This window comes from Streptomyces yamdrokensis (genome assembly GCF_053890455.1).
The window spans coordinates 4,231,335-4,254,155 of sequence record NZ_CM132679.1 but is presented as its reverse complement, the minus strand read 5'-3'; the positions used below and the strand labels follow the sequence as shown (position 1 = coordinate 4,254,155).

19 protein-coding genes and 1 pseudogene are annotated in these 22,821 nt (G+C 72.1%); 8 read left to right on the top strand and 12 right to left on the bottom strand.

Annotation, left to right across the window (positions count from 1 at the left end; all coding sequences use genetic code 11):
* Window positions 1–33: 33 nt before the first annotated feature.
* The 7 genes and pseudogenes from ACWZEH_RS18940 to ssd form a co-directional block, all read right to left on the bottom strand.
* A pseudogene (locus tag ACWZEH_RS18940) lies at window positions 34–243 on the bottom strand (Rv3654c family TadE-like protein); the annotation flags it as partial.
* A gap of 374 nt (window positions 244–617) precedes the next feature.
* On the bottom strand, window positions 618–983 hold the full coding sequence (locus tag ACWZEH_RS18935; RefSeq protein ID WP_456192352.1) for a TadE family type IV pilus minor pilin: 366 nt from the start codon (window positions 981–983) through the stop codon (window positions 618–620).
* A complete protein-coding gene (locus tag ACWZEH_RS18930; protein WP_456199687.1) occupies window positions 970–1,179 on the bottom strand; it encodes a DUF4244 domain-containing protein in 210 nt (69 codons plus the stop codon). Before ACWZEH_RS18930 ends, ACWZEH_RS18935 begins: the two co-directional genes overlap by 14 nt.
* A gap of 93 nt (window positions 1,180–1,272) precedes the next feature.
* Complete coding sequence (locus tag ACWZEH_RS18925) at window positions 1,273–2,061, bottom strand: type II secretion system F family protein (protein WP_456192351.1); 789 nt, start codon at window positions 2,059–2,061, stop codon at window positions 1,273–1,275.
* A complete protein-coding gene (locus tag ACWZEH_RS18920; RefSeq protein WP_456199685.1) occupies window positions 2,058–2,909 on the bottom strand; it encodes a type II secretion system F family protein in 852 nt (283 codons plus the stop codon). The genes ACWZEH_RS18925 and ACWZEH_RS18920 overlap by 4 nt, the downstream gene beginning before the upstream one ends.
* Window positions 2,910–3,042: 133 nt before the next feature.
* A complete protein-coding gene (locus ACWZEH_RS18915; protein WP_456192350.1) occupies window positions 3,043–4,341 on the bottom strand; it encodes a TadA family conjugal transfer-associated ATPase in 1,299 nt (432 codons plus the stop codon).
* 110 nt (window positions 4,342–4,451) lie between these two features.
* Complete coding sequence (gene ssd, locus ACWZEH_RS18910) at window positions 4,452–5,558, bottom strand: septum site-determining protein Ssd (protein WP_456192349.1); 1,107 nt, start codon at window positions 5,556–5,558, stop codon at window positions 4,452–4,454.
* 566 nt (window positions 5,559–6,124) lie between these two features.
* Here ssd and ACWZEH_RS18905 point away from each other — a divergent pair.
* Window positions 6,125–6,970: an HAD family hydrolase gene (locus tag ACWZEH_RS18905; RefSeq protein WP_456192348.1), complete on the top strand. Its 846-nt coding sequence runs from the start codon at window positions 6,125–6,127 to the stop codon at window positions 6,968–6,970.
* Window positions 6,971–7,370: 400 nt separating this feature from the next.
* Here ACWZEH_RS18905 and ACWZEH_RS18900 read toward each other — a convergent pair whose 3' ends face one another.
* The gene (locus ACWZEH_RS18900; protein WP_456192347.1) at window positions 7,371–8,195 is read right to left on the bottom strand and encodes a Fic family protein; all 825 of its coding nucleotides are present in this window, start codon (window positions 8,193–8,195) and stop codon (window positions 7,371–7,373) included.
* 96 nt (window positions 8,196–8,291) lie between these two features.
* Window positions 8,292–9,563, bottom strand: a complete 1,272-nt coding sequence (locus tag ACWZEH_RS18895) for a polysaccharide deacetylase family protein (RefSeq protein ID WP_456192346.1) — start codon at window positions 9,561–9,563, stop codon at window positions 8,292–8,294.
* Between the two features lie 335 nt (window positions 9,564–9,898).
* Between ACWZEH_RS18895 and ACWZEH_RS18890 the strand changes: the two genes are divergently transcribed.
* From ACWZEH_RS18890 to ACWZEH_RS18865, 6 genes are all read left to right on the top strand, one after another.
* Window positions 9,899–12,478: a SulP family inorganic anion transporter gene (locus ACWZEH_RS18890; RefSeq protein WP_456192345.1), complete on the top strand. Its 2,580-nt coding sequence runs from the start codon at window positions 9,899–9,901 to the stop codon at window positions 12,476–12,478.
* 216 nt (window positions 12,479–12,694) lie between these two features.
* On the top strand, window positions 12,695–14,650 hold the full coding sequence (gene acs, locus ACWZEH_RS18885) for an acetate--CoA ligase (protein WP_456192344.1): 1,956 nt from the start codon (window positions 12,695–12,697) through the stop codon (window positions 14,648–14,650).
* A gap of 255 nt (window positions 14,651–14,905) precedes the next feature.
* Window positions 14,906–16,342: a Na+/H+ antiporter NhaA gene (nhaA, locus tag ACWZEH_RS18880; protein WP_456192343.1), complete on the top strand. Its 1,437-nt coding sequence runs from the start codon at window positions 14,906–14,908 to the stop codon at window positions 16,340–16,342.
* A gap of 223 nt (window positions 16,343–16,565) precedes the next feature.
* Window positions 16,566–17,054 carry a phage holin family protein gene (locus ACWZEH_RS18875; protein WP_456192342.1) on the top strand — a complete coding sequence of 163 codons (489 nt, stop codon included), beginning with the start codon at window positions 16,566–16,568 and terminating at the stop codon, window positions 17,052–17,054.
* On the top strand, window positions 17,051–18,001 hold the full coding sequence (locus ACWZEH_RS18870) for an alpha/beta fold hydrolase (protein ID WP_456192341.1): 951 nt from the start codon (window positions 17,051–17,053) through the stop codon (window positions 17,999–18,001). The genes ACWZEH_RS18875 and ACWZEH_RS18870 overlap by 4 nt, the downstream gene beginning before the upstream one ends.
* A gap of 211 nt (window positions 18,002–18,212) precedes the next feature.
* Window positions 18,213–18,401, top strand: a complete 189-nt coding sequence (locus ACWZEH_RS18865; RefSeq protein WP_384010081.1) for a hypothetical protein — start codon at window positions 18,213–18,215, stop codon at window positions 18,399–18,401.
* A 98-nt stretch (window positions 18,402–18,499) separates the two neighbouring features.
* On the opposite strand, the gene ACWZEH_RS18860 is transcribed toward ACWZEH_RS18865, so the two are convergent.
* The 3 genes from ACWZEH_RS18860 to nth form a co-directional block, all read right to left on the bottom strand.
* Window positions 18,500–19,699, bottom strand: coding sequence for a MarP family serine protease (locus ACWZEH_RS18860; RefSeq protein ID WP_456199683.1), 1,200 nt, complete (start codon window positions 19,697–19,699; stop codon window positions 18,500–18,502).
* Window positions 19,700–19,816: 117 nt separating this feature from the next.
* Window positions 19,817–20,524 carry an NUDIX hydrolase gene (locus tag ACWZEH_RS18855; RefSeq protein ID WP_456192340.1) on the bottom strand — a complete coding sequence of 236 codons (708 nt, stop codon included), beginning with the start codon at window positions 20,522–20,524 and terminating at the stop codon, window positions 19,817–19,819.
* A gap of 137 nt (window positions 20,525–20,661) precedes the next feature.
* Window positions 20,662–21,618, bottom strand: coding sequence for an endonuclease III (gene nth, locus ACWZEH_RS18850; protein WP_456192339.1), 957 nt, complete (start codon window positions 21,616–21,618; stop codon window positions 20,662–20,664).
* A gap of 334 nt (window positions 21,619–21,952) precedes the next feature.
* Here nth and ACWZEH_RS18845 point away from each other — a divergent pair, with 334 nt between their 5' ends.
* Window positions 21,953–22,627: a Crp/Fnr family transcriptional regulator gene (locus ACWZEH_RS18845; RefSeq protein ID WP_042163713.1), complete on the top strand. Its 675-nt coding sequence runs from the start codon at window positions 21,953–21,955 to the stop codon at window positions 22,625–22,627.
* The last annotated feature ends 194 nt before the right edge of the window (window positions 22,628–22,821 follow it).

The following is a 22,821-nucleotide window of genomic DNA, read 5'->3' as shown; positions in this document are numbered from 1 at the left end:
CTCGAACAGCGGTCGTCCCGCGGCCACCGACACGTCCGAGACCTCACCCTCAAGGGTGCACCGCACCAGACGCGTGCCCTGCGCCCCGGCCACCCGGCCGGCCCGCGCGCAGGCCGCCGCCGTACCGTCCGTCCACCGGTCCGCCGCCGCCAGCGCGGCGAGGTCCGCACCGCCGGCCGCCCGGTGCCGGACCACGACGGCCTGCCCCAGGGCGAGGACGCCACCGAAGACGACACACAGCACGGCAATCGCCCCGACGCTCCAGACGGTCGCGGAGCCCCGGTCAAAGCCCTGTCCCGAGTGTTGGTGCCGACCTGGGGGCCGGGCCGGGCGCCGACGGCTCTCCTGATGCCGGCCGCCGTCCCGGTGACGGGCGGACTCCCAACAGCCGCCACCGTCCCGGTACCGGTCGGGCTCCCGGTGACGGTCGCCGTCCGGGCCGAAACCTCGCCCGGGCCCGGCTGCCTCCCGCCCGGCCCGTACCGCGCGCCCTCCGCACTCCCCACCGGTACGGCGCTCGGCCCTCCGGTCCGACGGACCGGCTCCACGCCTCCGCTCACGCTCTCGGCCGCGAACCCGGCCGCTCTGCCGTCGCCGCCTGTCGCGGATCCCGTGCTTCACGTGTCCGCCCCCACCGTCTCCTCCACGGCCGCCACCGCCTCCTCCCGTACGTCGAAGGGCAGTCCGTGCAGCAGCGGGGGCCTGGCCACGACGATCACGCGAACGTGCGCCGCCTCCCGGCGCACGGTGACCTCCGCGCCGGACGGCGCCGCCCGGCGGGCCACCTCGACGACCGCACCGGGGGAATCCTGCCGGGCCGCCGCGCGGGCACCGGTGCGGGCCGCATCCACGCACTGGATCTGCGCCGCCACCACCAACATCCCCCATACCAGCGCCATCGCGAACATCACCAGCACGGGCAGCACCATCGCCGACTCCGCCGTCACGAAGCCACGGTCCGAGCGGTGTTCACATGTCGCCATCGAGCGCCTGCTCCACGATCTTCGTCAGCGCCTCGTCGACCGGGCCGCTCGTGACCACCTTGTAGAGCACGACGGCGAACGCCACCGCCGCCACGATGCCCATGGCGTACTCGGAAGTGACCATTCCGGCGTCCTTCCGTGCCGTGTGCCCCCTGCACAGCAGGACATACAACCGCGCCCGTACCACCTGCATCACCTGATACATCTCAACTCCCTCGTCAAAACGCCCTGCTGAAACACCACTTGGTTGTCCGGCGGTTCGTCCTGCCGCCGTTTGGGCCCCCTCCCGTCATCGACCGCCCCCTCCCAGCACCCCGCCGGCGAGTCCGATCACCACGGGCAGTACGCCGACCGCGATGAAGGCGGGAAGGAAGCACAGCCCGACCGGCGCGGTGACCATGACGGCGGCCCGCCGTGCCCGTGCCGTCGCCTCGCGGGTCCACTGCGCGCGGGAGTCCGCGGCGAGTCGTGCGACGGGCGCGGCCATGGGCAGTCCCGACACGTCGGCCCGTTCCAGCAGCCGGGCCAGGGCCGCGGCTCCCGGCACGGCGGCCAGTCGGCACCAGGCCGCGCCCGGCTCCCCACCGAGCCGTACCTCCGCCGCGCCTCTGGCCAGCGCGTCCCCGACCGGCCCGCCCAGGGCCTCACCGACGGCCTGCGCGGCGGTCACGGGCCCGGCGCCGGCCGCGATGCAGGCGGCCAGCAGATCGGCGGCAAGGGGCAGTTGCCGTGCCGCACGGGCCTGCGCGCGTTCCCGCTCGTGCGCGCCGGCCGCCGTCTGCCGCAGGCGCCATCGCCACAGTCCGGCGGCGCAGGCCAGCCCGACCAGCACTCCGGTGGGACCGCCCACCAGCAACCAGCCCGCGCAGGCCACGCCCGCCGGGGGCAGCCAGCCGCGCGCGCCTCCCGGCACGGTGAGGCGTGGCCGGGCGGCCGCCTGTCCCACGGCCAGCGTCCCGGCCAGCCGTCGTCGCAGCCGGTGCTCACGCCGCGCGTGGCACAGCCACCAGGCCGGCCAGCCGAACGCCAGCACCGCCCCCATGGCAATCCCCAGCCTGTGGACAGCCTCGCCACTCATGCCGACGCCTCCTCGGCACCCCGCATGATCCGCAGCACCCACCACAGCCCCAGGCCCTCCAGGACCCCGCCGGCCACGAGACAGCCGAGTCCCGACGGGGTGTGCAGGAGGATGTGCAGGGGGTCGGCCCCGAGTGCGGCACCGAGCCCGAGCCCCAGGGCGGGGAGCCCGGCGAGCATCACCGCGGTGGCGCGGGCACCGGCCAACTGGGCGCGCAGATCGGCACGCCGGTCCCGTTCGGCACGCAGCGCCGCTTCCAGCCTGTCCAGTCCGGCCGCGAGCCCCGCCCCCTGGTCCACGGCGACCTGCCAGCACGCGGCGAGTCCCCGGAGCCCTTCGGCGCCCGGCTGCCGCGCCGCCACCGCGAGCCCCTCCGGGACGTCCCCGCCGAACCGTGCCGCCGCCAGCACCGCCGCCTGGGCGTCGCCGAGTCCGCCGGAGTCCCGCACGGCCGGTGACAACGCCTCACCCGGCTGCCGCCCTGCGCGCACCTCCCCGGCGAGTGCCCCGCACAGTGCGATCACCGCGTCGCCCCGGCGCTCACGGGCCCGGCGCTCCCCAGCGGCCAACCGCCCCCGCCGCAGCAACGGCACCCCGGCCGCGCCCGCGACGAGCGGCAGCGCCGATGCGCCCAGCAGCGCGAGCACCGCCCCGGCGGCCAGGGCCCACCATTCGGCCCGCAGCCTTCCCCGGGCGCGTCCCCACGCGCGGATCACCCGGGGCCGTCCCGGCGACCCGCTCCCGACCGGCCCGCCGTCGGCCAGCAGCAGCCGCGCCCGCCTGGCTCCGGCCCGCCGGCCGCCCAGCAGCCACGCGGCGGCTCCCAGGCACGCCATGGCCGTCCCCATCGACATCCCGGCGGTCCCGTTCACTCCTGGTCCCCTCTCACCATCTGCTGCCTCCACCGGTTCAACGGCCCCTTCAAGGGCCGCTCGTTCAAGGGCCTTTCGGCCAGGGGCCGACCTCCCGCGAGCCGACCGCTCACAGTCCGCCGCCGTCGGCGCCGCCGCTCCGGAGCAGGCCCCGCAGCCGCTCCCATCCCCGCTCGGGGACGAACGCGTCGGAACCCCAGCGCAGGGCGGGCACGGTCCGCACCAGCCCCGACGAGTCCCGTTCCAGCACGTGCACCTCGGCGATCCGCCGCCGGCCGGTCCGGTCGCGGACCAAATGCAGCACCACGGACAAGGCGGCCGCCAGTTGGCTGTGCAGTCCCAAACGGTCGAGCCCGGCCGCCGTGCCGAGCGCCTCGAGCCGGGCGGGTACGTCCGCGGCGGCATTGGCATGGACGGTCCCGGCACCCTCGTGTCCGGTGTTGAGGGCTGCCAGCAGATGGACCACCTCGGGCCCGCGCACCTCACCCACGACCAGCAGATCCGGCCGCATCCGCAGCGCCTGGCGCACCAGGTCCTCGAGCGTGACGAGCCCGGCGCCCTCCTGGTTCGCGGTCCGGGTCTCCAGGCGTACGACGTGCGGATGGTCGGGCCGCAGTTCGGCCGAGTCCTCGGCGAGGACGATCCGCTCGTCCGGACCGACCAGCCCCAGCAGTGCGCTGAGCAAGGTCGTCTTGCCCGTCCCGGTGCCACCACTGACCAGGAAGGACAGCCGCGCGTCGAGCAGTGCGCGCAGAATCCGGTCGCCGCCCGGCGGCACCGTGCCGGCCGCCGTCAGTTCGTCCAGGGTGAAGGCGCGGGGCCGTACGACGCGCAGCGACAGGCAGGTGCAGCCGACGGCCACCGGGGGCAGCACGGCGTGGAGCCGTGTCCCGTCGGGCAGTCGCGCGTCGACCCAGGGCCGGGCGTCGTCCAGACGCCGGCCGGCCACGGCGGCGAGCCGCTGGGCGAGCCTGCGTACGGTCACCGCGTCCGGGAAGGAGACGCCCGTCAGCTCCAGTCCGCCGCCCCGGTCCACCCAGACCCGGTCGGGTGCCGACACGAGCACGTCGGTGACCGACCGGTCGGCGAGGAGCGGGTCCAGCGGCCCGCTGCCGATCAGTTCGGACCGCAGGTGTTCCGCGGCTCCCAGCACTTCGGCGGCACCGAGCACCCGCCCCTGCTCCCGCAGGGCCTGAGCCACCCGCGCGGGCGTCGGTTCGGACCCGCTCTCCGCGAGCCACCGCCGTACCCCGTCGAGCAGTCCAGGAGGCATCCTTGGCCCATTCCCGGCGGCGCTCACCGGCGTACCGGACGCCCTTCCCGCCACCGGCGCCCCGGCCCCGTGCCCCGCTGCCCCGGCGCTGCGGGAGCCCGCGGCAGCCACGCCCCCGGTACCGACCGGGGCCATACCCCCGAACCCGGTCGGCTGCGCCCCACACCTCTCCACGGGCAGCGTGCCCTCCCGGCCGCCCACCGGCGTCCCGCGCGGCCCCTCCGGCCTCTGACCTCCTCCGGTGCTCATACGGCCCTCGCCTCCACCAGCGCCCGATCCCAGAACTCCTTGCAGAACCGGGCCAGCGGACTTTGGCTCGACGCCCCTGGCGGCCGCCCCGAGCCGGGCGGTCGCTGCAGGCCGGGCTCGACGGGTACGTCGCCGACGAGAGGCAGTCCGAGCAGCCGGGCCACCTCCCGGTCGTCGAGGCCGGGTGCGTACGGACCGCGCACCGCCACCCGCAGGTCGCGCAGGACCATGCCGACGGCGGAGACGACGCGTCCGGCCGCCGCGACGGCGCGCAGTTCGGCGGGGACCACCAGGAGCCCGAGGTCGAGCTGCGCGAGGATCTCGGCCACCCCGCCGTCGACGCGCCGCGGCAGGTCGACCACGACCGTGCCGCCCCCGCGCCGGGCCGCGGCGAGCACCGCCCGTACGGCCTGCGGCGGCACGGTGACGCAGTCGCCGCGGTCCCAGCTGAGCACCCGCAGGGAGTGCAGTTCGGGCAGCGACTCCTCCAGGGCGCCACCGCCGACCCGCCCCCGTGAGGCGGCGAAAGCGGGCCAGCGCAGCCCTTCCGCCGTTTCGCCGCCGAGGACCACGTCGAGTCCGCCGCCCAGCGGATCCGCGTCCACCAGGAGGGTGCGCAGCCCCTCCCGCGCCGAAGTGACGGCGAGCGCGCACGCGAGCGTGGAGGCGCCGGCCCCGCCCCGGCCGCCGAGGACGCCGACGGTCAGGGCCGGCCTGCCCACGCCCTCGGCCACGTCGGCGATGCGGTCGACCAGCCACTGCTCGCCGTCGGGCAGCATCAGCACATGGTCGGCGCCGATCTCGACGGCCCGGCGCCAGACCCCGGAGTCGTCCTGGTCGCGGCCGACCAGCACCACTCCGCGCCGCCGCGTGGCACCGCGCACGCGCCGCGCGGCGTCGTCCCCGACGAGGACCAGCGGTGCGGCCTCCCAGCTGCCCCGCTGCTCCGGTACCCCGTGGTGGACCTCCGGGGTGGCACCGGCCGCCGCGCACAGGCGCAGCAGATCGTCGAGAAGTCCGGTGTCCTCGGTGACGATCAGCGGTCCGCCCTGCCTGCTTCCTCCGGCGGCGGGCGGCGGATCGTGTGTGACGGTTCCTGCCATTTTCTTCCCCCTTCGCTGCATCACGCGGCGCCCCTTCGGCCCCGCGATTCCCAAACGTGTGAAGAACCGGCAAGCGGTCTCCATATGAACGGCCGGCGGAAACCGGCCGTACGCGACTCGACAAACGGAACGGGCGGTGAACTCGCCACGAGCGGGACGCGCTGGAATCACGGTGCGGCGATCCGGAAAATCATGTGGATCTTGGTCAAAAACTGTGGACGGTCCGACGCCTGTGAATATCGCTGTCACCCATACCGGTGAGCCCCGAGCGGCTCTTGGGGAATCCCTCAGAGCAGCCCTGCGGCTACACAGAGTCAAAAGTCATGGACATGACAATCCACGAGGACAGGGCCGTCGAGCGGCGCCTCGGCCGTGACAAGAAGGAGGAAAAACCCACCCGGACATGCGACGACCCCCGCCGGGGGGGAGAGCGGGGGTCGTCCCCACGGCCGACTCGGGGGGGGGGAGGAGCCGGACCGGGTTAGCACGGTCGCGAACGATCCGTGACTTCCATGGTGTACCCGAGAGCCCTCTCAGGCAAACCCACGCGCCACACCTTACGCCGAATGGGCTGCGCCTATGCTCAGGGCGTGGAAAACCACTCACTGCCCCGTACAGCCGCCTTCTTCGATCTGGACAAGACGGTCATCGCGAAGTCGAGCACGCTCACGTTCAGCAAGTCGTTCTACCAAGGCGGCCTGATCAACCGCAGGGCAGTCCTGCGTACCGCATACGCCCAGTTCGTCTTCCTGGCCGGCGGTGCCGACCACGACCAGATGGAGCGGATGCGCAAGTACCTGTCCGCACTGTGCCGCGGCTGGAACGTCCGGCAGGTCAAGGAGATCGTCGCCGAGACCCTGCACGACCTGATCGACCCGATCATCTACGACGAGGCCGCCACCCTCATCGAGCAGCACCACACCGCCGGCCGCGACGTGGTGATCGTGTCCACCTCGGGCGCCGAGGTGGTCGAGCCGATCGGCGAGCTGCTGGGCGCGGACCGGGTCGTCGCCACCCGCATGGTCGTGGGCGACGACGGGTGCTTCACCGGAGAGGTGGAGTACTACGCGTACGGGCCGACGAAGGCCGAGGCGATCAGGGAGCTGGCCGAGTCGGAGGGCTACGACCTCGCCCGCTGCTACGCCTACAGCGACTCGGCGACCGACGTGCCGATGCTGGAGTCCGTGGGCCACCCGCACGCCGTGAACCCGGACCGGGCGCTGCGCCGCGAAGCCGTCGTGCGCGAGTGGCCGATCCTGGACTTCCACCGGCCCGTAAGGCTCAAGCAGCGCATCCCCGCGCTCTCCGTCCCGCACCGTCCGGCCCTCGTGGCGGCGGCCGCGATAGGAGCCGCCGCGGCCACCGCGGGCCTGGTCTGGTACACCAGCCGACGCCGCGCGACGGTGGCCTGACCGGGCACGGCGAAGGCGCGCCCGCGGGACCGGTCTCCGTCCGGCACACGGATGCCCGGTTGGCGCGCCTTTGAACCCAAAAGTAAAGAAGCGGGCCCCCCACTTCCGCTTGCTTGGAACCTGGAGTACAAAGGACTCAACGGCCCGCGAGACCAAGGACATCCGAGAGGATCACCTTCACAACGCATCTGGCCCCACGGACCGAGCATGGCCACAGGGCACCCACGCGACGTCGACCCGTCGATTACGGGCCAGCCGCACCAGGGACGGGCAGAGTTCCCGACCTGATGGGCATATATCGAGGACGCCTGGTAACCAGGTGGACATGCCAGCGGCGGTACGAGAATTCGTACCGCCGCATTTCCGCGCAGGCCTCCGCACCCAGGCTCCCGAGCGCGCGTTACGCCGCCCCTCGCTGCAGTGCCTCGCACACCGCCATGGACTCGCGCGCCCCCAGCTCGACCGCCCGTCCGCAGTGGGCGATCCAGGCGGCCACGCCCTCGGGAGTGCCGGAGACGTAGCCCTCCAACGCCGTCAGACAGGCGTCCCGGCCCAGCTCTGCATGGCCGACCTCGGCCGGGCAGACCGACTTCGGGTCCAGTCCGCTGCCGACCAGCACGATGCGCTCGGCCGTACGCGCGAGAAGGCCGTTGTGGGAGGTGAAGGGGCGCAGCGCGAGCAGCTCGCCGTGCACGACGGCGGCCGTGACCAGCGCCGGGGTGGGGCCGCCCGCGATAATCAGCTCGGCCAGGCCCTCCAGTCGGCCGTGCGCCTCCGCCGCGCCGGGCAGCGGGAGGCCGATCAAGGGCTCGTCGACCCGCTCACCGTCCTTCCGGGGCCGTCCGACCTGGTCGGCGCGGCCGGCCGCCGCCACCAGGTGCAGCCGGGCGAGCACCCTCAGCGGCGACTGCCGCCAGATGGTCAGCAACTGGCCCGCCTCGGCGGACAGCCGCAGCGCGGCACCCATCGTGCGTGCCTCGTCGTCGGTGCCGAAGTCGCTGCGCCGGCGCACCTCCTCCAGCGCCCAGTCCGCGCCGGACAGCGCGGCCGAGCCGCGGGCGCCACGCAGCGCCGCCTCGGAAGTGATCTCGTTGCTGCGCCGCCGCATGACCCGGTGTCCGTAGACACGGTCCACCGCCTTGCGTACGGATTCCACGGATTCGGCCACCCCGGGCAGCGCGCCCAGGGCCGCGAGCGGATCGGCGGTCGCCCCTGTCGTACTCATGAGTACGACAGTACGCACCTTCGGCGCCCGCCCCTCGAGGGAGTGGCCTTCTTCACGCCGGGCCGCCGCCCGCGGCCATGGCGGAGGCCGCCCCGCTCACCCCTTCGCGACGGGCGCCCCGGGGACGCCCTTGGGATCCGGGGCGGGACCGGCGGACAGGAAGGACTTCCAGCCCTGCTTCGGGGCCTCGCCCACATTCAGGGTGCGCAGCTTCTCCAGGGTCCGCGGGTCCTGGGCGTCCAGCCAGTCCGCGAGCTGCCGGAAGGAGACGCAGCGCACCTCCGGCTTGGTGCAGACCGCCTCGACGGTTTCCTCGACGGCGCGCATGTAGGTGCCGCCGTTCCAGGACTCGAAGTGGTTGCCGATGATCAGAGGTGCCCGGTTGCCGTCGTAGGCACGCCGGAAGCCCGCGATGAGGCCGTCCCGCATCTGGTCGCCCCACAGTTCGTGCTTCGCGGGGTCGCCCTGGGTGGTGGTGCCGGACTGGTTGACCATGAAGTTGTAGTCCATGGTGAGCTGCTCGAAGGAGTGCCCCGGGAACGGGACGAGCTGCAGCGACAGATCCCACAGGCCCCGCTTCCTCTCCGGCCACACCTGGTCGTTGACGCCACTGGTGTCGTAACGGAAGCCCAGCTCGCTCGCGGCCCTCGTGAAGTTCTCCTGACCCTCCAGGCAGGGGGTGCGGGCGCCGATGAGCTCCTTGTCGTAGTCGAAGGGCAGGGGGGCGGCGTTCTTCATGCCGGTGTGTGTCTTCCAGGACTTCACGAACTCCTTGGCCTGGGCGATCTCGTCCTTCCACTCCTCCACCGACCACTCGCCGACCCCGCCGTCGGCACCGCAGAAGTGGCCGTTGAAGTGGGTGCCGATCTCGTTGCCCTCCAGCCACGCGAGGCGCAGCTGCTCCACGGTCGCCGCGATGCCCTGCGCATCGTTGAAGCCGATGTCCGAACGGCCCGGCGAGTGCTGCGGCGGGCGGTACAGGTCGCGCTTCTCCTCCGGGAGCATGTACACGCCGCTCAGGAAGTACGTCATGGTCGCGTCGTTCTCCTTGGCGACCTTGCGGAAGTGCGAGAAGAGCTTCTGGCCGTCCTCACCCGCGCCGTCCCACGAGAAGACGACGAACTGCGGGGGTTTCTCCCCCGGCTTCAGCCGCTCGGGCTCGGTCAGGTGCGGCTGCTGCCCGGTGTACGCGGTGGAGCCGTCGCCGATCGGACGGACCACCTTTTCCGGTGCGGGCGCCGGCTCCGCCTTTTTTGGGCCGTGCGATTCCTTCCCGGAGCCCTCGGCGCCGGTTCCGCAGCCGGCGAGCGAGGCGGCGCAGACCGCGGTGATCACGGCGCCCACGGCGATCCTTCGGGTGGCGGCCATGTCCGCCCACCTTCTTCCTTCTCTCGAGCCAACCCTGGCGGGGTGATGTCTGGTGCTGTGCCGGCCCAGGCCGACAGCGCCGCCAAAGTCGCACGCGATCGAGAAGGAATTAGTACGACAAGCCGACGAAATGCCCACTTCACCCATAGGGGTGATTCATTGCCCTATTTGCCGGGAAAATCTATGCCTGCCCTTTACTCTGAATTACGATTCGTTTACTGATAGTTGGGATCCCCTCGTTCCGACGCCGTGCCCCACGGTCGCGTCCACCCCCACCGTCGAGCGGGTCACCACCCCCTTTCCGTGACCGCGCAGCCCCGGAGGAGACGGGAAGCATGCCAGCCTGTGTTCCCACCCCCACCGCCGGCCCGAACCGGCCCGAACGCGCCCATCCGCCGCACAGTCCGCCGCCGGCCCGGCCACCCCGCCCCCGCCGCCTGCGCATCGCGGGCGCCGATCTGTCGGCCGCCGTCGCGGTCTTCCTGATCGCCCTGCCCCTGTCACTCGGCATCGCACTCGCCACCGGCGCGCCGCTCCAGGCCGGCCTGGTGGCCGCGGCCGTGGGCGGGATCGTCGCCGGACGGATCGGCGGCTCCCCGCTCCAGGTCAGCGGTCCGGCCGCCGGACTCACCGTCGTCACCGCCGACCTCATCCAGCAGTACGGATGGCGGACGACCTGTGCCATCACCGTCCTCGCCGGACTCGCCCAGATCGGCCTGGGCTTCCTGCGGGTGGCGCGCGGCGCGCTCGCCGTCAGCCCCGCGATCGTGCACGGCATGCTCGCCGGCATCGGCGTCACCATCGCCGTCGCCCAGGTGCACATCGTCCTCGGCGGCACCCCGCAGAGCTCCGTCCCCGACAATCTCCGGGCACTGCCCGCCCAGTTGGCGAACGTGGACCCCGCGGCCGTCGCGGTGAGCGTGCTCACCCTCGCCCTGCTCCTGCTGTGGCCGAAACTGCCCGGACAGGCCGGACGCCTTCTGCGCAGGGTCCCCGCCGCTCTCGTCGCCGTCACAGGGGCCACCGCGACGGCCGCAGCGGCCGGACTCGTCCTGGCCGAGGTCGACCTGCCGTCCTGGCGCAGCCACGCACTGGCCGGACTCCCCGAAGGGCCCGTGCTCGGACTCGTCGCCGCCGTGCTCACCACCACACTGGTGTGCAGCGTGCAGTCGCTGCTGGGCGCGGTCGCCGTGGACAAACTGGTGTCCCGTCGTCCCGGTCCGAGCCATGTCCCACGCTCCGACCTGGACCGCGAACTGCTCGGCCAGGGCACCGCGAACATCGCCTCCGGCTGCCTCGGCGGCCTGCCCGTGGCCGGGGTGGCCGTGCGCAGTTCCGCGAACGTGCACGCGGGCGCCGTGAGCCGGAACTCCACGATGCTGCACGGCGTTCTCGTGGTGGTCGCCGCGCTGCTGATGGTTCCCCTCCTGGAGCTCATCCCGCTGGCCTCGCTCGCCACCCTGGTGATGGCCGTCGGCATCCAGATGGTGTCCCTGCACCACATCCGCACGGTGACCCGCCACCGTGAAGCCCTGGTCTACGCCGTGACCGCCGTCGGCGTGGTCTTCGCGGGGGTTCTGGAGGGCGTGGCCCTGGGCATCGCCGTCGCCGTGGGCGTGGCCCTGCACCGCCTCACCCGTACCCGGATCACGTATGAGGAGAAGGAAGGAGTCCATCACGTACATGTCCGGGGGCAGTTGACGTTCCTCGCTGTGCCGAGACTCAGCCGGGCCCTGCATCTCGTGCCCCAGGGAGCCACCGGTGTCGTGGCGTTGGACGGCTCGTTCATGGACCACGCGGCGTACGAGACTCTGCACGACTGGCAGAACACGCACACCGCCCGGGGCGGAGCGGTGGAGATCACCGGCCGCCGGCCCGGAGTGGGCGTGCGGATCGCCGAGCCGGCGGCGCTCGTCTCCTCTCCCGCGGCGGACGGGACCGACGAGACCGGCGTGCCGTCCGGCGCCGGGTGCCGCTGCCGGCCCTGGACCGCCTGGCGCAACCACCAGTGCGAGCCACCGCTCTCCGCACCGGACGACGACCTGGGCGACCACGGCAGCCGTGACACCGGAGACGCTGGTGACGGACAGGACGCTCCCGGCGGGCGGCCGAACCCGTCCGACACGGGGGACGGCCCGCCGGGCACGGGTACGGGCACGGGCACGGGCGTGAGCACGGGGTCGGACACTGCCACCGGCACCGGCACCGGGAGCGTGTCGGGTGTCGGCGGTCCGGAGGCGTCCCGGACCGGGACCGACCTGGTGCGCGGGCTCAGTACGTTCCAGCGGAACACCGCTCCTCTGGTGCGTGGTGAACTGGCCCGGCTGGCGCGCGAGGGACAGCGGCCGACGCAGTTGTTCCTCACCTGCGCCGACTCCCGGCTGGTCACCTCGATGATCACTTCCAGTGGTCCGGGCGACCTGTTCGTGGTCCGCAACATCGGCAACCTCGTGCCACTGCCCGGTGAGGAGAGCGGCGACGACTCGGTGGCGGCCGCCCTCGAGTACGCCGTGGAGGCCCTGGCGGTGCGGTCCGTCACGGTGTGCGGGCACTCGGGCTGCGGTGCGATGCAGGCGCTGCTCGACCCCCGGCCGGACGGCGCCCGCACCCCGCTGAGACGGTGGCTGCGGCACGGGCTGCCGAGCCTGGAGCGCGTGCGGGACAGCAACGGGCCCCAGGTGCGGCTGGCCGGGCGGGCACCGGCGGACACGGCCGAGCAGCTCTGTCTGGCCAACGTCGTCCAGCAACTGGAGCACCTGCGCGCCCACGAGCCGGTGGCCCGCGCCCTGAAGGACGGGCTCCTGACGCTCCATGGTCTTTATTTCCACGTGGGTGAGGCACAGGCGTATCTCCTCACCGATGTCGCCGGGGAGCGGGTGTTCGACCGGGTACGGGCCGAGGACCCGACACTGTGAGGAACCGGCGACCGGACCCCGAAGGCATACGAGGCGGTGCCGAGGCTGAACCGCACACCACCGGCGTCCGTGGGTAGGGATGACCCCTGGCCACGGAAGCAGCCGGTAGACCTCGAAAGGTCTAAACCACTCTGCCGTCGACCCTTGTCAGCGCACCCCTGGTTCTGATGAGCTGTGGCCTGGGACACAACGGACACTCCGGGAAAGGCAGATGCCGTGAGCAACGAAAGCCTGGCCAACCTGCTCAAGGAAGAACGCAGGTTCGCACCCCCCGCCGACCTGGCCGCACACGCCAACGTCACCGCGGAGGCGTACGAACAGGCCAAGGCTGACAGGCTCGGCTTCTGGGCCGAGCAGGCCCGTCGGCTGACCTGGGCCAAGGAGCCCACCGAGACCCTCGACTGGTCGAACCCGCCGTTCGCCAAGTGGTTCAAGGACGGCGAGCTCAACGTCGCCTACAACTGCGTGGACCGCCATGTCGAGGCCGGACACGGCGACCGCGTCGCCATCCACTTCGAGGGCGAGCCCGGCGACGGCCGCGCGATCACCTACGCCCAGCTCAAGGACGAGGTCTCCCAGGCCGCCAACGCCCTGTTGGAGCTGGGGGTACGGAAGGGCGACCGGGTCGCCGTCTACCTGCCGATGATCCCCGAGGCCGCGATCGCGATGCTGGCCTGCGCCCGTATCGGCGCCGCGCACTCCGTCGTCTTCGGCGGTTTCTCGGCGGACGCGCTCGCGACCCGTATCCAGGACGCCGACGCCAAGGTCGTCATCACCGCCGACGGTGGCTACCGGCGCGGCAAGCCGTCCGCGCTCAAGCCCGCCGTGGACGACGCGGCCGGCCGCGTGGACAGCGTGCAGCACGTCCTCGTCGTCCGCCGCACCGGCCAGGACGTCGCCTGGACCGAGGGCCGTGACGTGTGGTGGCACGACCTGGTGGGGCGCCAGAGCACCGAGCACACCCCCGAGGCGTTCGAGGCCGAGCACCCGCTGTTCATCCTCTACACCTCCGGCACCACGGGTAAGCCGAAGGGCATCCTGCACACCTCCGGCGGCTACCTCACCCAGACGGCATACACCCACTGGTCGGTCTTCGACCTCAAGCCGGAGACGGACGTGTTCTGGTGCACGGCCGACGTCGGCTGGGTCACCGGGCACTCGTACATCGTCTACGGGCCCCTCGCCAACGGCGCGACCCAGGTCATGTACGAGGGCACGCCCGACACCCCGCACCAGGGCCGCTTCTGGGAGATCGTGCAGAAGTACGGCGTGACGATCCTCTACACGGCGCCGACCGCGATCCGGACGTTCATGAAGTGGGGCGACGACATCCCCGCGAAGTTCGACCTGTCCTCGCTGCGGGTCCTCGGCTCCGTCGGCGAGCCGATCAATCCCGAGGCCTGGATCTGGTACCGGAAGAACATCGGCGCGGACCGCACCCCCGTGGTGGACACCTGGTGGCAGACCGAGACCGGCGGAATCATGATCTCGCCGCTGCCGGGCGTGACCGCCGCCAAGCCGGGCTCCGCCCAGACCCCGCTGCCCGGCATCGCCGCGACCGTCGTCGACGACGAGGCAGGCGAGGTACCGAACGGCGGCGGCGGCTACCTGGTCCTCACCGAGCCGTGGCCGTCGATGCTGCGCACCATCTGGGGCGACGACCAGCGCTTCCTCGACACGTACTGGTCCCGCTTCGAGGGCAAGTACTTCGCCGGTGACGGCGCCAAGAAGGACGACGACGGCGACATCTGGCTGCTCGGCCGGGTCGACGACGTCATGCTGGTCTCCGGGCACAACATCTCCACCACCGAGGTGGAGTCGGCGCTCGTCTCCCACCCCTCGGTCGCCGAGGCGGCCGTGGTCGGCGCGACCGACGAGACGACCGGGCAGGCCATCGTCGCCTTCGTCATCCTGCGCGGCACGGCCTCGGAGACCGAGGGCCTGGTCGCCGAGCTGCGCGCGCACGTGGGTTCCGCGCTGGGCCCGATCGCCAAGCCCCGGCGGATCCTGCCGGTGAACGAGCTGCCCAAGACCCGCTCCGGCAAGATCATGCGCCGCCTGCTGCGCGACGTCGCCGAGAACCGTGAGCTCGGGGACGTGACGACGCTGACCGACGCCACGGTCATGAATCTGATCCAGGCGAAGCTGCCCCAGTCGTCCAGCGAGGACTGACACCGGGGCGGGTCCCCCTCGGACCCGTCGGTCACGGCCCGCCCGCGGGTCACGGAGGCGCCCGGCGCGCGTGCGCGCCGGGCGCCTCCGTGACATCCGTCACCGAAAGCTGTCGGTGCAGCGCCCAACCACGTTGGTTAGAGTGACCATGAAAGGTGGCTACAACAGGCCACCCGTGCAAACGCTGTCTCATGGAGCGCCGGGAAGTCTGGTCGGCACGCGATTCGTGCTGCCCGTCTACCAGAGGATCACCCCGTGCCCGCACCCCGCACCCCCACCCCGCGCAAGGCCTTCGGCCCTCTCTCCCTGCCCGAGCGGAACTACGTCACGGACGCGCTGCGCACCGAGACCGTCGGCGGTGTGCTGCTGCTCGTCGCCGCGGTCACCGCGCTGATATGGGCGAACGTACCCGCCCTGCAGGACAGCTACGAGAGCGTCAGCGACTTCCACTTCGGGCCCGCAACCCTCGGCCTGGACCTGTCCGTCGCGCACTGGGCCGCCGACGGACTGCTCGCGATCTTCTTCTTCGTGGCCGGAATCGAGCTCAAACGCGAACTCGTCGCCGGTGATCTGCGCGACCCCAAGGCCGCCGCGCTCCCCGTCGTCGCCGCCTTGTGCGGCATGGTCGTACCGGCCCTCGTCTACACGCTCACCAGCGGCATCGGCGGCGGTTCGCTGGCCGGCTGGGCCGTGCCCACCGCCACCGACATCGCCTTCGCGCTCGCCGTGCTCGCCGTCATCGGCACGTCCCTGCCGAGCGCGCTGCGCGCCTTCCTGCTGACCCTGGCGGTCGTCGACGACCTCTTCGCGATCCTGATCATCGCGGTCTTCTTCACCAGCGATCTCGACTTCCTCGCGCTCGCCGGTGCCGTGGTGGGCCTGGCCGCCTTCTGGCTGCTGCTGCGCAAGGGCATACGCGGCTGGTACGTGTACGTGCCGCTCGCCCTGGCCATCTGGGGCCTGATGTACAACAGCGGGATCCACGCCACCATCGCCGGTGTCGCGATGGGTCTGATGCTGCGCTGCCACCGCCGCGAGGACGAGAAGCAGTCCCCCGGCGAGCACATAGAACACCTGGTCCGACCTCTCTCCTCGGGCCTCGCGGTTCCACTGTTCGCCCTGTTCAGCGCGGGGGTGGCGGTCTCCGGCGGCGCGCTCGGGGAAGTGTTCACCACGCCCGAGACGCTCGGCGTGGTCCTCGGCCTCGTCGTCGGCAAGACGGTCGGCATCTTCGGCGGCACGTGGCTGACCACCCGCTTCACCAGGGCCTCGCTCAGCGACGACCTCGCCTGGGCGGACATCCTGGCGGTGTCGGCCCTCGCCGGGATCGGGTTCACCGTCTCCCTGCTCATCGGCGAGCTCGCCTTCGAGGGCGACGCCCTGATGTCGGACAGTGTCAAGGCCTCCGTGCTGGTCGGCTCGCTGATCGCGACAGTCGTCGCGACCGTGCTGCTGAAGATCCAGAACGCCAAGTACCGCAAGCTGACCGAGGACGAGGAACGCGACGACGACCTCAGCGGTGTCCCGGACATCTACGAGGAGGACGACCCGGCGTACCACCTGCGCATGGCCGGGATATACGAGAAGAAGGCCGCCGAGCATCGGCGGATCGCGCGGGAGAAGGCCGAGGAACACGAGGGGCTTGCCGACGTACCGGGCGGGGCAGGCGAGGAACACGACGGTCCGGCATGATCTGACGGGACGGTACGAAGTCAGGACGGTCGAACGCCCCCGTCGGACGTCCGCAGCCGCACCGACACCCGCTCCCGCAGCCCTCGGGGCGGTCACCACCACAACGGGACACACGCGGCCGGGCACGGGTGGTGGCGCGGACGAGGGCCGTCAGGCGGCAGACTGAGCCTTACTCAGAGGTACGCAGAGGCACGCAGGACGAAAGAAGAAGAGGGAGACCGCGATGAGCGCACCCGACGGCAGCCCGGTCGGCGCCGAACGCAGCATCGGTCAGTTGTTCGCCTCGGCGACGGAGAACATGTCCGCGCTGGTGCACGACGAGATCGCGCTGGCGAAGGCACAGCTCAAACGAGATGTGCAGCGGGGCGCGACGAGCGGCGGGCTGTTCACCCTGGCCGGCCTCGTGCTCCTCTTCTCCCTGCCGATGCTGAGCTTCGCCCTGGCCTACGGGATCCACACCTGGAGCGACTGGAACCTCGCCGTCTGCTTCCTGCTGTCCTTCGCGGCGAACGTGCTGTTCGCGCTCCTCCTCGCCCTCATCGGGGTGGTCTTCGCGAAGAAGGCGAAGAAGGGCCGCGGCCCGCAGAAGGTCGCCGCCTCGATGAAGAAGACGGCGGTCGTGCTGCAGAAGGCCAAGCCGCACCCGCGTCCCGAACTCCCCAGGGACCGGGCTCCCGAGGCGATCGAAGCTGTGGCACGCTCGTCCTCATGACGGACCCCGCCACTCCTTCGGCGCAACCCCTCTCGGCCGTACGCCTCGACATCCCGGGCGGCGGCGAGGTGACCCACCGGGACGTCGCCGCCAACGGCGCGCGCTTCCACATCGCCGAGCTCGGCGACGGCCCGCTGGTGCTGCTGTTGCACGGCTTCCCGCAGTTCTGGTGGACCTGGCGGCACCAGTTGACGGCGCTGGCCGACGCCGGGTTCCGCGCGGTCGCCATGGACCTGCGGGGCGTCGGCGGCAGCGACCGCACACCGCGCGGTTACGACCCGGCCAACCTCGCGCTGGACGTCACCGGTGTGATCCGTTCCCTCGGCGAGCCGGACGCCGCGCTGGTCGGGCACGACCTGGGCGGGTACCTGGCCTGGACGGCGGCGGCGATGCGCCCCAAGCTCGTACGGCGGCTCGCGGTGTCGTCCATGCCGCATCCGCGGCGCTGGCGGGCGGCCATGATCGCCGACGTGCGGCAGTCGTCCGCCATGTCGCACATCTGGGGGTTCCAGCGGCCCTGGATCCCGGAACGGCAGCTCACCGCCGACGGGGGGGCGCTGGTGGCCAGGCTGATCCAGGACTGGTCCGGGCCCCGCCCGCCCGAGGAGACGGCGCTGGAGAACTACCGGCGGGCCATGTGCATCCCCTCCACGGCGCACTGCTCGATCGAGCCGTACCGCTGGATGGTGCGGTCCCTGGCCCGGCCGGACGGCATCCAGTTCAACCGCCGGATGAAGCGGCCGGTGCGGGTGCCGACACTGCACCTGCACGGCTCGCTCGACCCCGTGGTGGGCGTCCGCAACGCCGCCGGGTCCGGGGAGTACGTCGAAGCACCGTACCGCTGGCGGCTGTTCGACGGACTCGGCCACTTCCCGCACGAGGAGGACCCGGCCGCGTTCTCCTCCGAGCTGATCAACTGGCTGAAGGACCCGGAACCCGACCGCTGACAGCCGGCCGAGCGGCGGCTTCGGGTACCTCTTCCGTCCTCCGCTCCGCCCTTCCCGGCCCCTCTCCGCACTGCTCCGCCCCCTTCCGGTACGCAGATCCGATCACCAGAACTGAACACCTGTCCTACGAACGGCCATTTGCCTGACGCATAGGCCAATTGGCCCTCCGCGAGGCGGTTATGGACCATGAGGTGGGGGCAGGGGTCGGAGTATGGGCTGGACGCACGACCACAGTGACACAGGCCGCGACCGCCGCTCGGCGGGCGGCAGGGGATCCCACCAGCAAGGCGGTGCACCGCAGATGGCAGGTACGGATCTCCGGGTCGGGATTCCGCGTATCCTCCGCCGCCGGGCCCGCTGGGTCTCGGTACGGCTGCGCCACCATCACCCTCGCGGCTGACGGGAGACGTACGGCCGAACGTGCCACCGGCCGTGTTCCCGGCCGTGCTCCTGGCGGTGTTCCCGGCCGTACGCCCGTACGCGGGGCCCTCCCGCCGCTCAGAGTGCGCAGCTGTCGCTGTCCACCTGCTGGGTCGCGGAACGGCCCTTGACGATGTCCTCCTGGATCTCGTCCACGGTGAGCGCGTACCCCGTCTCCGCGTCGTCGAGGGACTTGGCGAACACCACGCCGTAGACCTGGCCCTCGGGGGTCAGCAGCGGTCCGCCGGAGTTGCCCTGACGGACCGTCGCGTACAGGGAGTAGACGTCACGGCGGACGGTGCCCCGGTGGTAGATGTCCGGGCCGTTGGCCGCGATGCGCCCGCGCAGCCGCGCGGACCGGACGTCGTACGCGCCGTTCTCCGGGAAGCCGGCGACGATCGCGCTGTCGCCGCTGCTCGCGTCCTCGGTGGTGAACCGCAGCGCGGGCGCCTTGAGGTCCGGGACGTCGAGGACCGCGATGTCGCGTTTCCAGTCGTAGAGGACGACCGTCGCGTCGTACTTCCTGCCCTCGCCGCCTATCTGCACGGTCGGCTCGTCGACGCCGCCCACGACATGCGCGTTGGTCATCACGCGGCGCTCGGAGAACACGAAGCCGGTGCCCTCGAGGACCTTGCCGCACTGCGGGGCGGTGCCCATGACCTTGACGATGGACCGCTGCGCCCGCCCGGCCACGGGGCTGCCGGCCAGGGCGGGGTCGGGTGGCTGGACGTCGGTGATCGGCTCGTTCGCGAACGGGCTGAAGACCTGGGGGAAACCGTTCTGCGCGAGGACGGAGGAGAAGTCGGCGAACCAGGTGTCGGCCCGGTCGGGCAGCGCCCGGGAGACACCGGTCAACACCTTGGACTGGCGGACCTCCTTGCCGAGCGTCGGCAGGGTCGTGCCCGCGAGGGCGGAGCCGATCAGCCAGGCGACCAGGAGCATCGCGACGACGTTGACCAGGGCACCGCCGGTGGCGTCGAGCGCGCGGACCGGGGACCAGACGAGGTAACGGCGGAGCTTGTTGCCCAGGTGCGTGGTCAGGGCCTGGCCCACGGAGGCGCAGACTATGACGACGACGACCGCGACGACCGCGGCGGCCGTGCCGACCTCCGCGTTGTCCGTCATGAGGTCCCAGATGACGGGGAGGATGTAGACGGCGACGAGACCGCCGCCCAGGAACCCGATCACCGACAGGATGCCGACGACGAACCCCTGGCGGTAGCCGACGACCGCGAACCACACGGCGGCGACCAGCAACAGGATGTCCAGCACGTTCACCGCGTTCTGCCTCGCCTCGTCATTCCGGTCGTTCTTGCCGGGCCGGAGTCCGGGGGCACACGGCATGAACCGCCGTCGTCACGAGCCCCCGTACCGCACGGCACCGCGCCCACCCTGTCATGACCGCCAGTCCAGCGGGACCTGCTTCTCCCGGTCCCAGGGACGCTCCCACCCCGTGTAATGGAGCAGCCGGTCGATGATCCCGGCCGTGAAACCCCACACCACGGCCGATTCGACCAGGAATGCCGGGCCCCGGTGGCCGCTGGGATGGACGGTGGTCGTCCGGTTGTCCGGATTGGTGAGATCCGCCACGGGAACGGTGAAGACGCGCGCGGTCTCGTTCGGATCGACGGCACCGACCGGGCTGGGGGTCCGCCACCAGCCCAGGACCGGCGTGACGACGAAGTCGCTGACGGGGATGTAGAGCTTCGGCAGAACTCCGAAGAGCTGGACGCCGTCGGGATCGAGCCCCGTCTCCTCCTCGGCCTCGCGCAGCGCGGCCCACAGCGGCCCGTCGGCCAGCGGGTCGCCGTCCTCGGGGTCGAGGGTGCCGCCGGGGAAGGCCGGCTGCCCGGCATGCGAACGCAGCGCGGCCGACCGCTCCATGAGCAGCAGCTCCGGACCGCGCTCGCCGTCACCGTCGCCGAACAGGACGAGGACGGCGGCCTGGCGGCCCGCGCCGTCCGCCGGGGGCAGGAAGCGGCTCAGCTCGTCCGGTGCGACCGTCTCCGCGACCCGGACCAAGGGGTCCAGCCAGGAGGGCAGGCCCTCCTGGCTGAGCGTCACCCGGCCGCCCCGGGGACCGGTCACCCTCGTCATCGCCATCCCTGCCGTCCTCGCCCCCACCGCTCCCCTGCTCCGTTCAACACCCGCCGGTGCCTGGATCGTTCCACCGGCGCCCGCCGTATATGCCCCCGTCATGCGGCCCAGATGGCCCAGGTGGCCCGGGCTGCCCGGGCGGCTCATCCGGCACCCAGCGGCGGGGCCGGCCGGCCGCCCGCGTCGAGGTAGGCCTGCGGGGGGTTCAGGCGCTGGCCCGGGAGGCCGCCCTTCTCGTACTTCAGCAGCTTCTGCGCCTTGTCCGGGTCGGTCTCGCCCTCGCCGTACGCCGGGCAGAGCGGGGCGATGGGGCAGGCGCCGCACGCGGGTTTACGGGCGTGACAGATGCGGCGGCCGTGCCAGATCACGTGGTGCGAGAGGTCGGTCCACTCGCTCTTCGGGAAGAGCGCGCCGACGGCCGCCTCGATCTTGTCGGGGTCGGTCTCCCCGGTCCACCTCCAGCGCCGCACCAGACGCTGGAAGTGCGTGTCCACGGTGATGCCGGGGCGGCCGAAGGCATTGCCGAGCACGACGAAGGCCGTCTTGCGGCCCACACCGGGGAGCTTGACGAGATCCTCGAGCCGGCCCGGCACCTCGCCACCGAAATCCTCCGCCAGTGCCTTCGAAAGCCCTATCACCGACTTGGTCTTGGCCCGGAAGAAACCGGTGGGGCGCAGGATCTCCTCCACCTCCTCCGGGTTGGCGGCGGCCAGATCCTCGGGGGTGGGGTACTTCGCGAAGAGGGCGGGAGTCGTCTGGTTGACGCGCAGGTCGGTGGTCTGGGCCGACAGGACCGTGGCGACCACGAGTTGGAAGGGGTTCTCGAAGTCCAGCTCGGGGTGGGCGTACGGGAACACCTCGGCGAGCTCCCGGTTGATCCGCCGGGCGCGGCGGACGAGGGCGAGGCGCGACTCCGCCTTGGGCGGCTTGGTCGCCCTGCCGGCGGCCGTGGGCTTCGCCGACTTCGCCCCGGTCGCGTCGCCCGCACTCGCGCTTGAAGCCACGTCCGAGGTGTTGCTCGAGCTGTCGTTCGAGGTCGAGGCCGACACCGGATCCGAGGTCTCGCTCCCGGTCGCACTCGCGGTCGATTTCTTCTTCACCGGCGCCTTCTTTGTCGGTTTCGCCGTTTCCCTGCCGCCATCCGAGCCCTGTTCGCCCACGGCGGAATCCCGGTGTACCGTCACCCGAACAGCCCTTCGGGCCTGCTCTCCCACCGGCGATTTGGACACCCGGCCAGCCTACGGCCCGGCGCCGACATCCGTCCCGACCCCTGGAGACCGGCCCCCAATTGGACCCCTGCCGCTTACCCCGGCAGGCCTGTGCGGCATCCTTGTGACAGATCACACTGTTTGGACTGTCCGGCAAACTGGGCACTTCGGTCCCCTGGTACGTGGGGATCAGGATCCCCTGAGCAGGTCGACAAGGAGAGAACACGTGGACGACGTTCTGCGGCGGAACCCGCTCTTCGCGGCGCTCGACGACGAGCAGGCCGCGGAGCTTCGCGCCTCGCTGAGCGAGGTGACCCTCGCACGGGGCGACTCCCTGTTCCACGAGGGCGACCCCGGAGACCGGCTCTACGTGGTCACCGAGGGCAAGGTCAAGCTCCACCGCACCTCCCCCGACGGCCGCGAGAACATGCTGGCCGTCGTCGGGCCCAGCGAGCTCATCGGTGAGCTGTCGCTCTTCGACCCGGGCCCGCGCACCGCGACCGCCACGGCACTGACCGAGGTCAAGCTGCTCGCCCTCGGCCACGGCGACCTCCAGCCCTGGCTGAACGCCCGCCCCGAGGTCGCCACCGCGCTGCTGCGGGCCGTCGCGCGCAGGCTGCGCAAGACCAACGACGCCATGTCGGACCTCGTCTTCTCCGATGTTCCGGGCCGGGTCGCCCGTGCCCTGCTGGACCTCTCCCGCCGCTTCGGCGTGCAGTCCGAGGAGGGCATCCACGTCGTCCACGACCTCACGCAGGAGGAGCTGGCCCAGCTGGTCGGCGCGTCCCGCGAGACGGTCAACAAGGCCCTGGCGGACTTCGCCCAGCGCGGCTGGCTCCGCCTGGAGGCCCGCGCGGTGATCCTCCTGGACGTCGAACGTCTTGCGAAGCGGTCCCGCTGATCCCGCTGACCCGATCCCGCTGACCCGGCCCGGCCCTCCCGGGGCCACGGACCCCGGGGACCAGAGCTGCAGACCTCAGGGTCCCCCGGGCCCCCAGGACCCCCGGAGCCCGTCCGGCCCCAGGGGGTGTTTCGAAGGTCCTGTGCGGTGCCCGCGGTGTCCGGTGCGTGCTCTCGGCGTGCCGGACGAAAGCT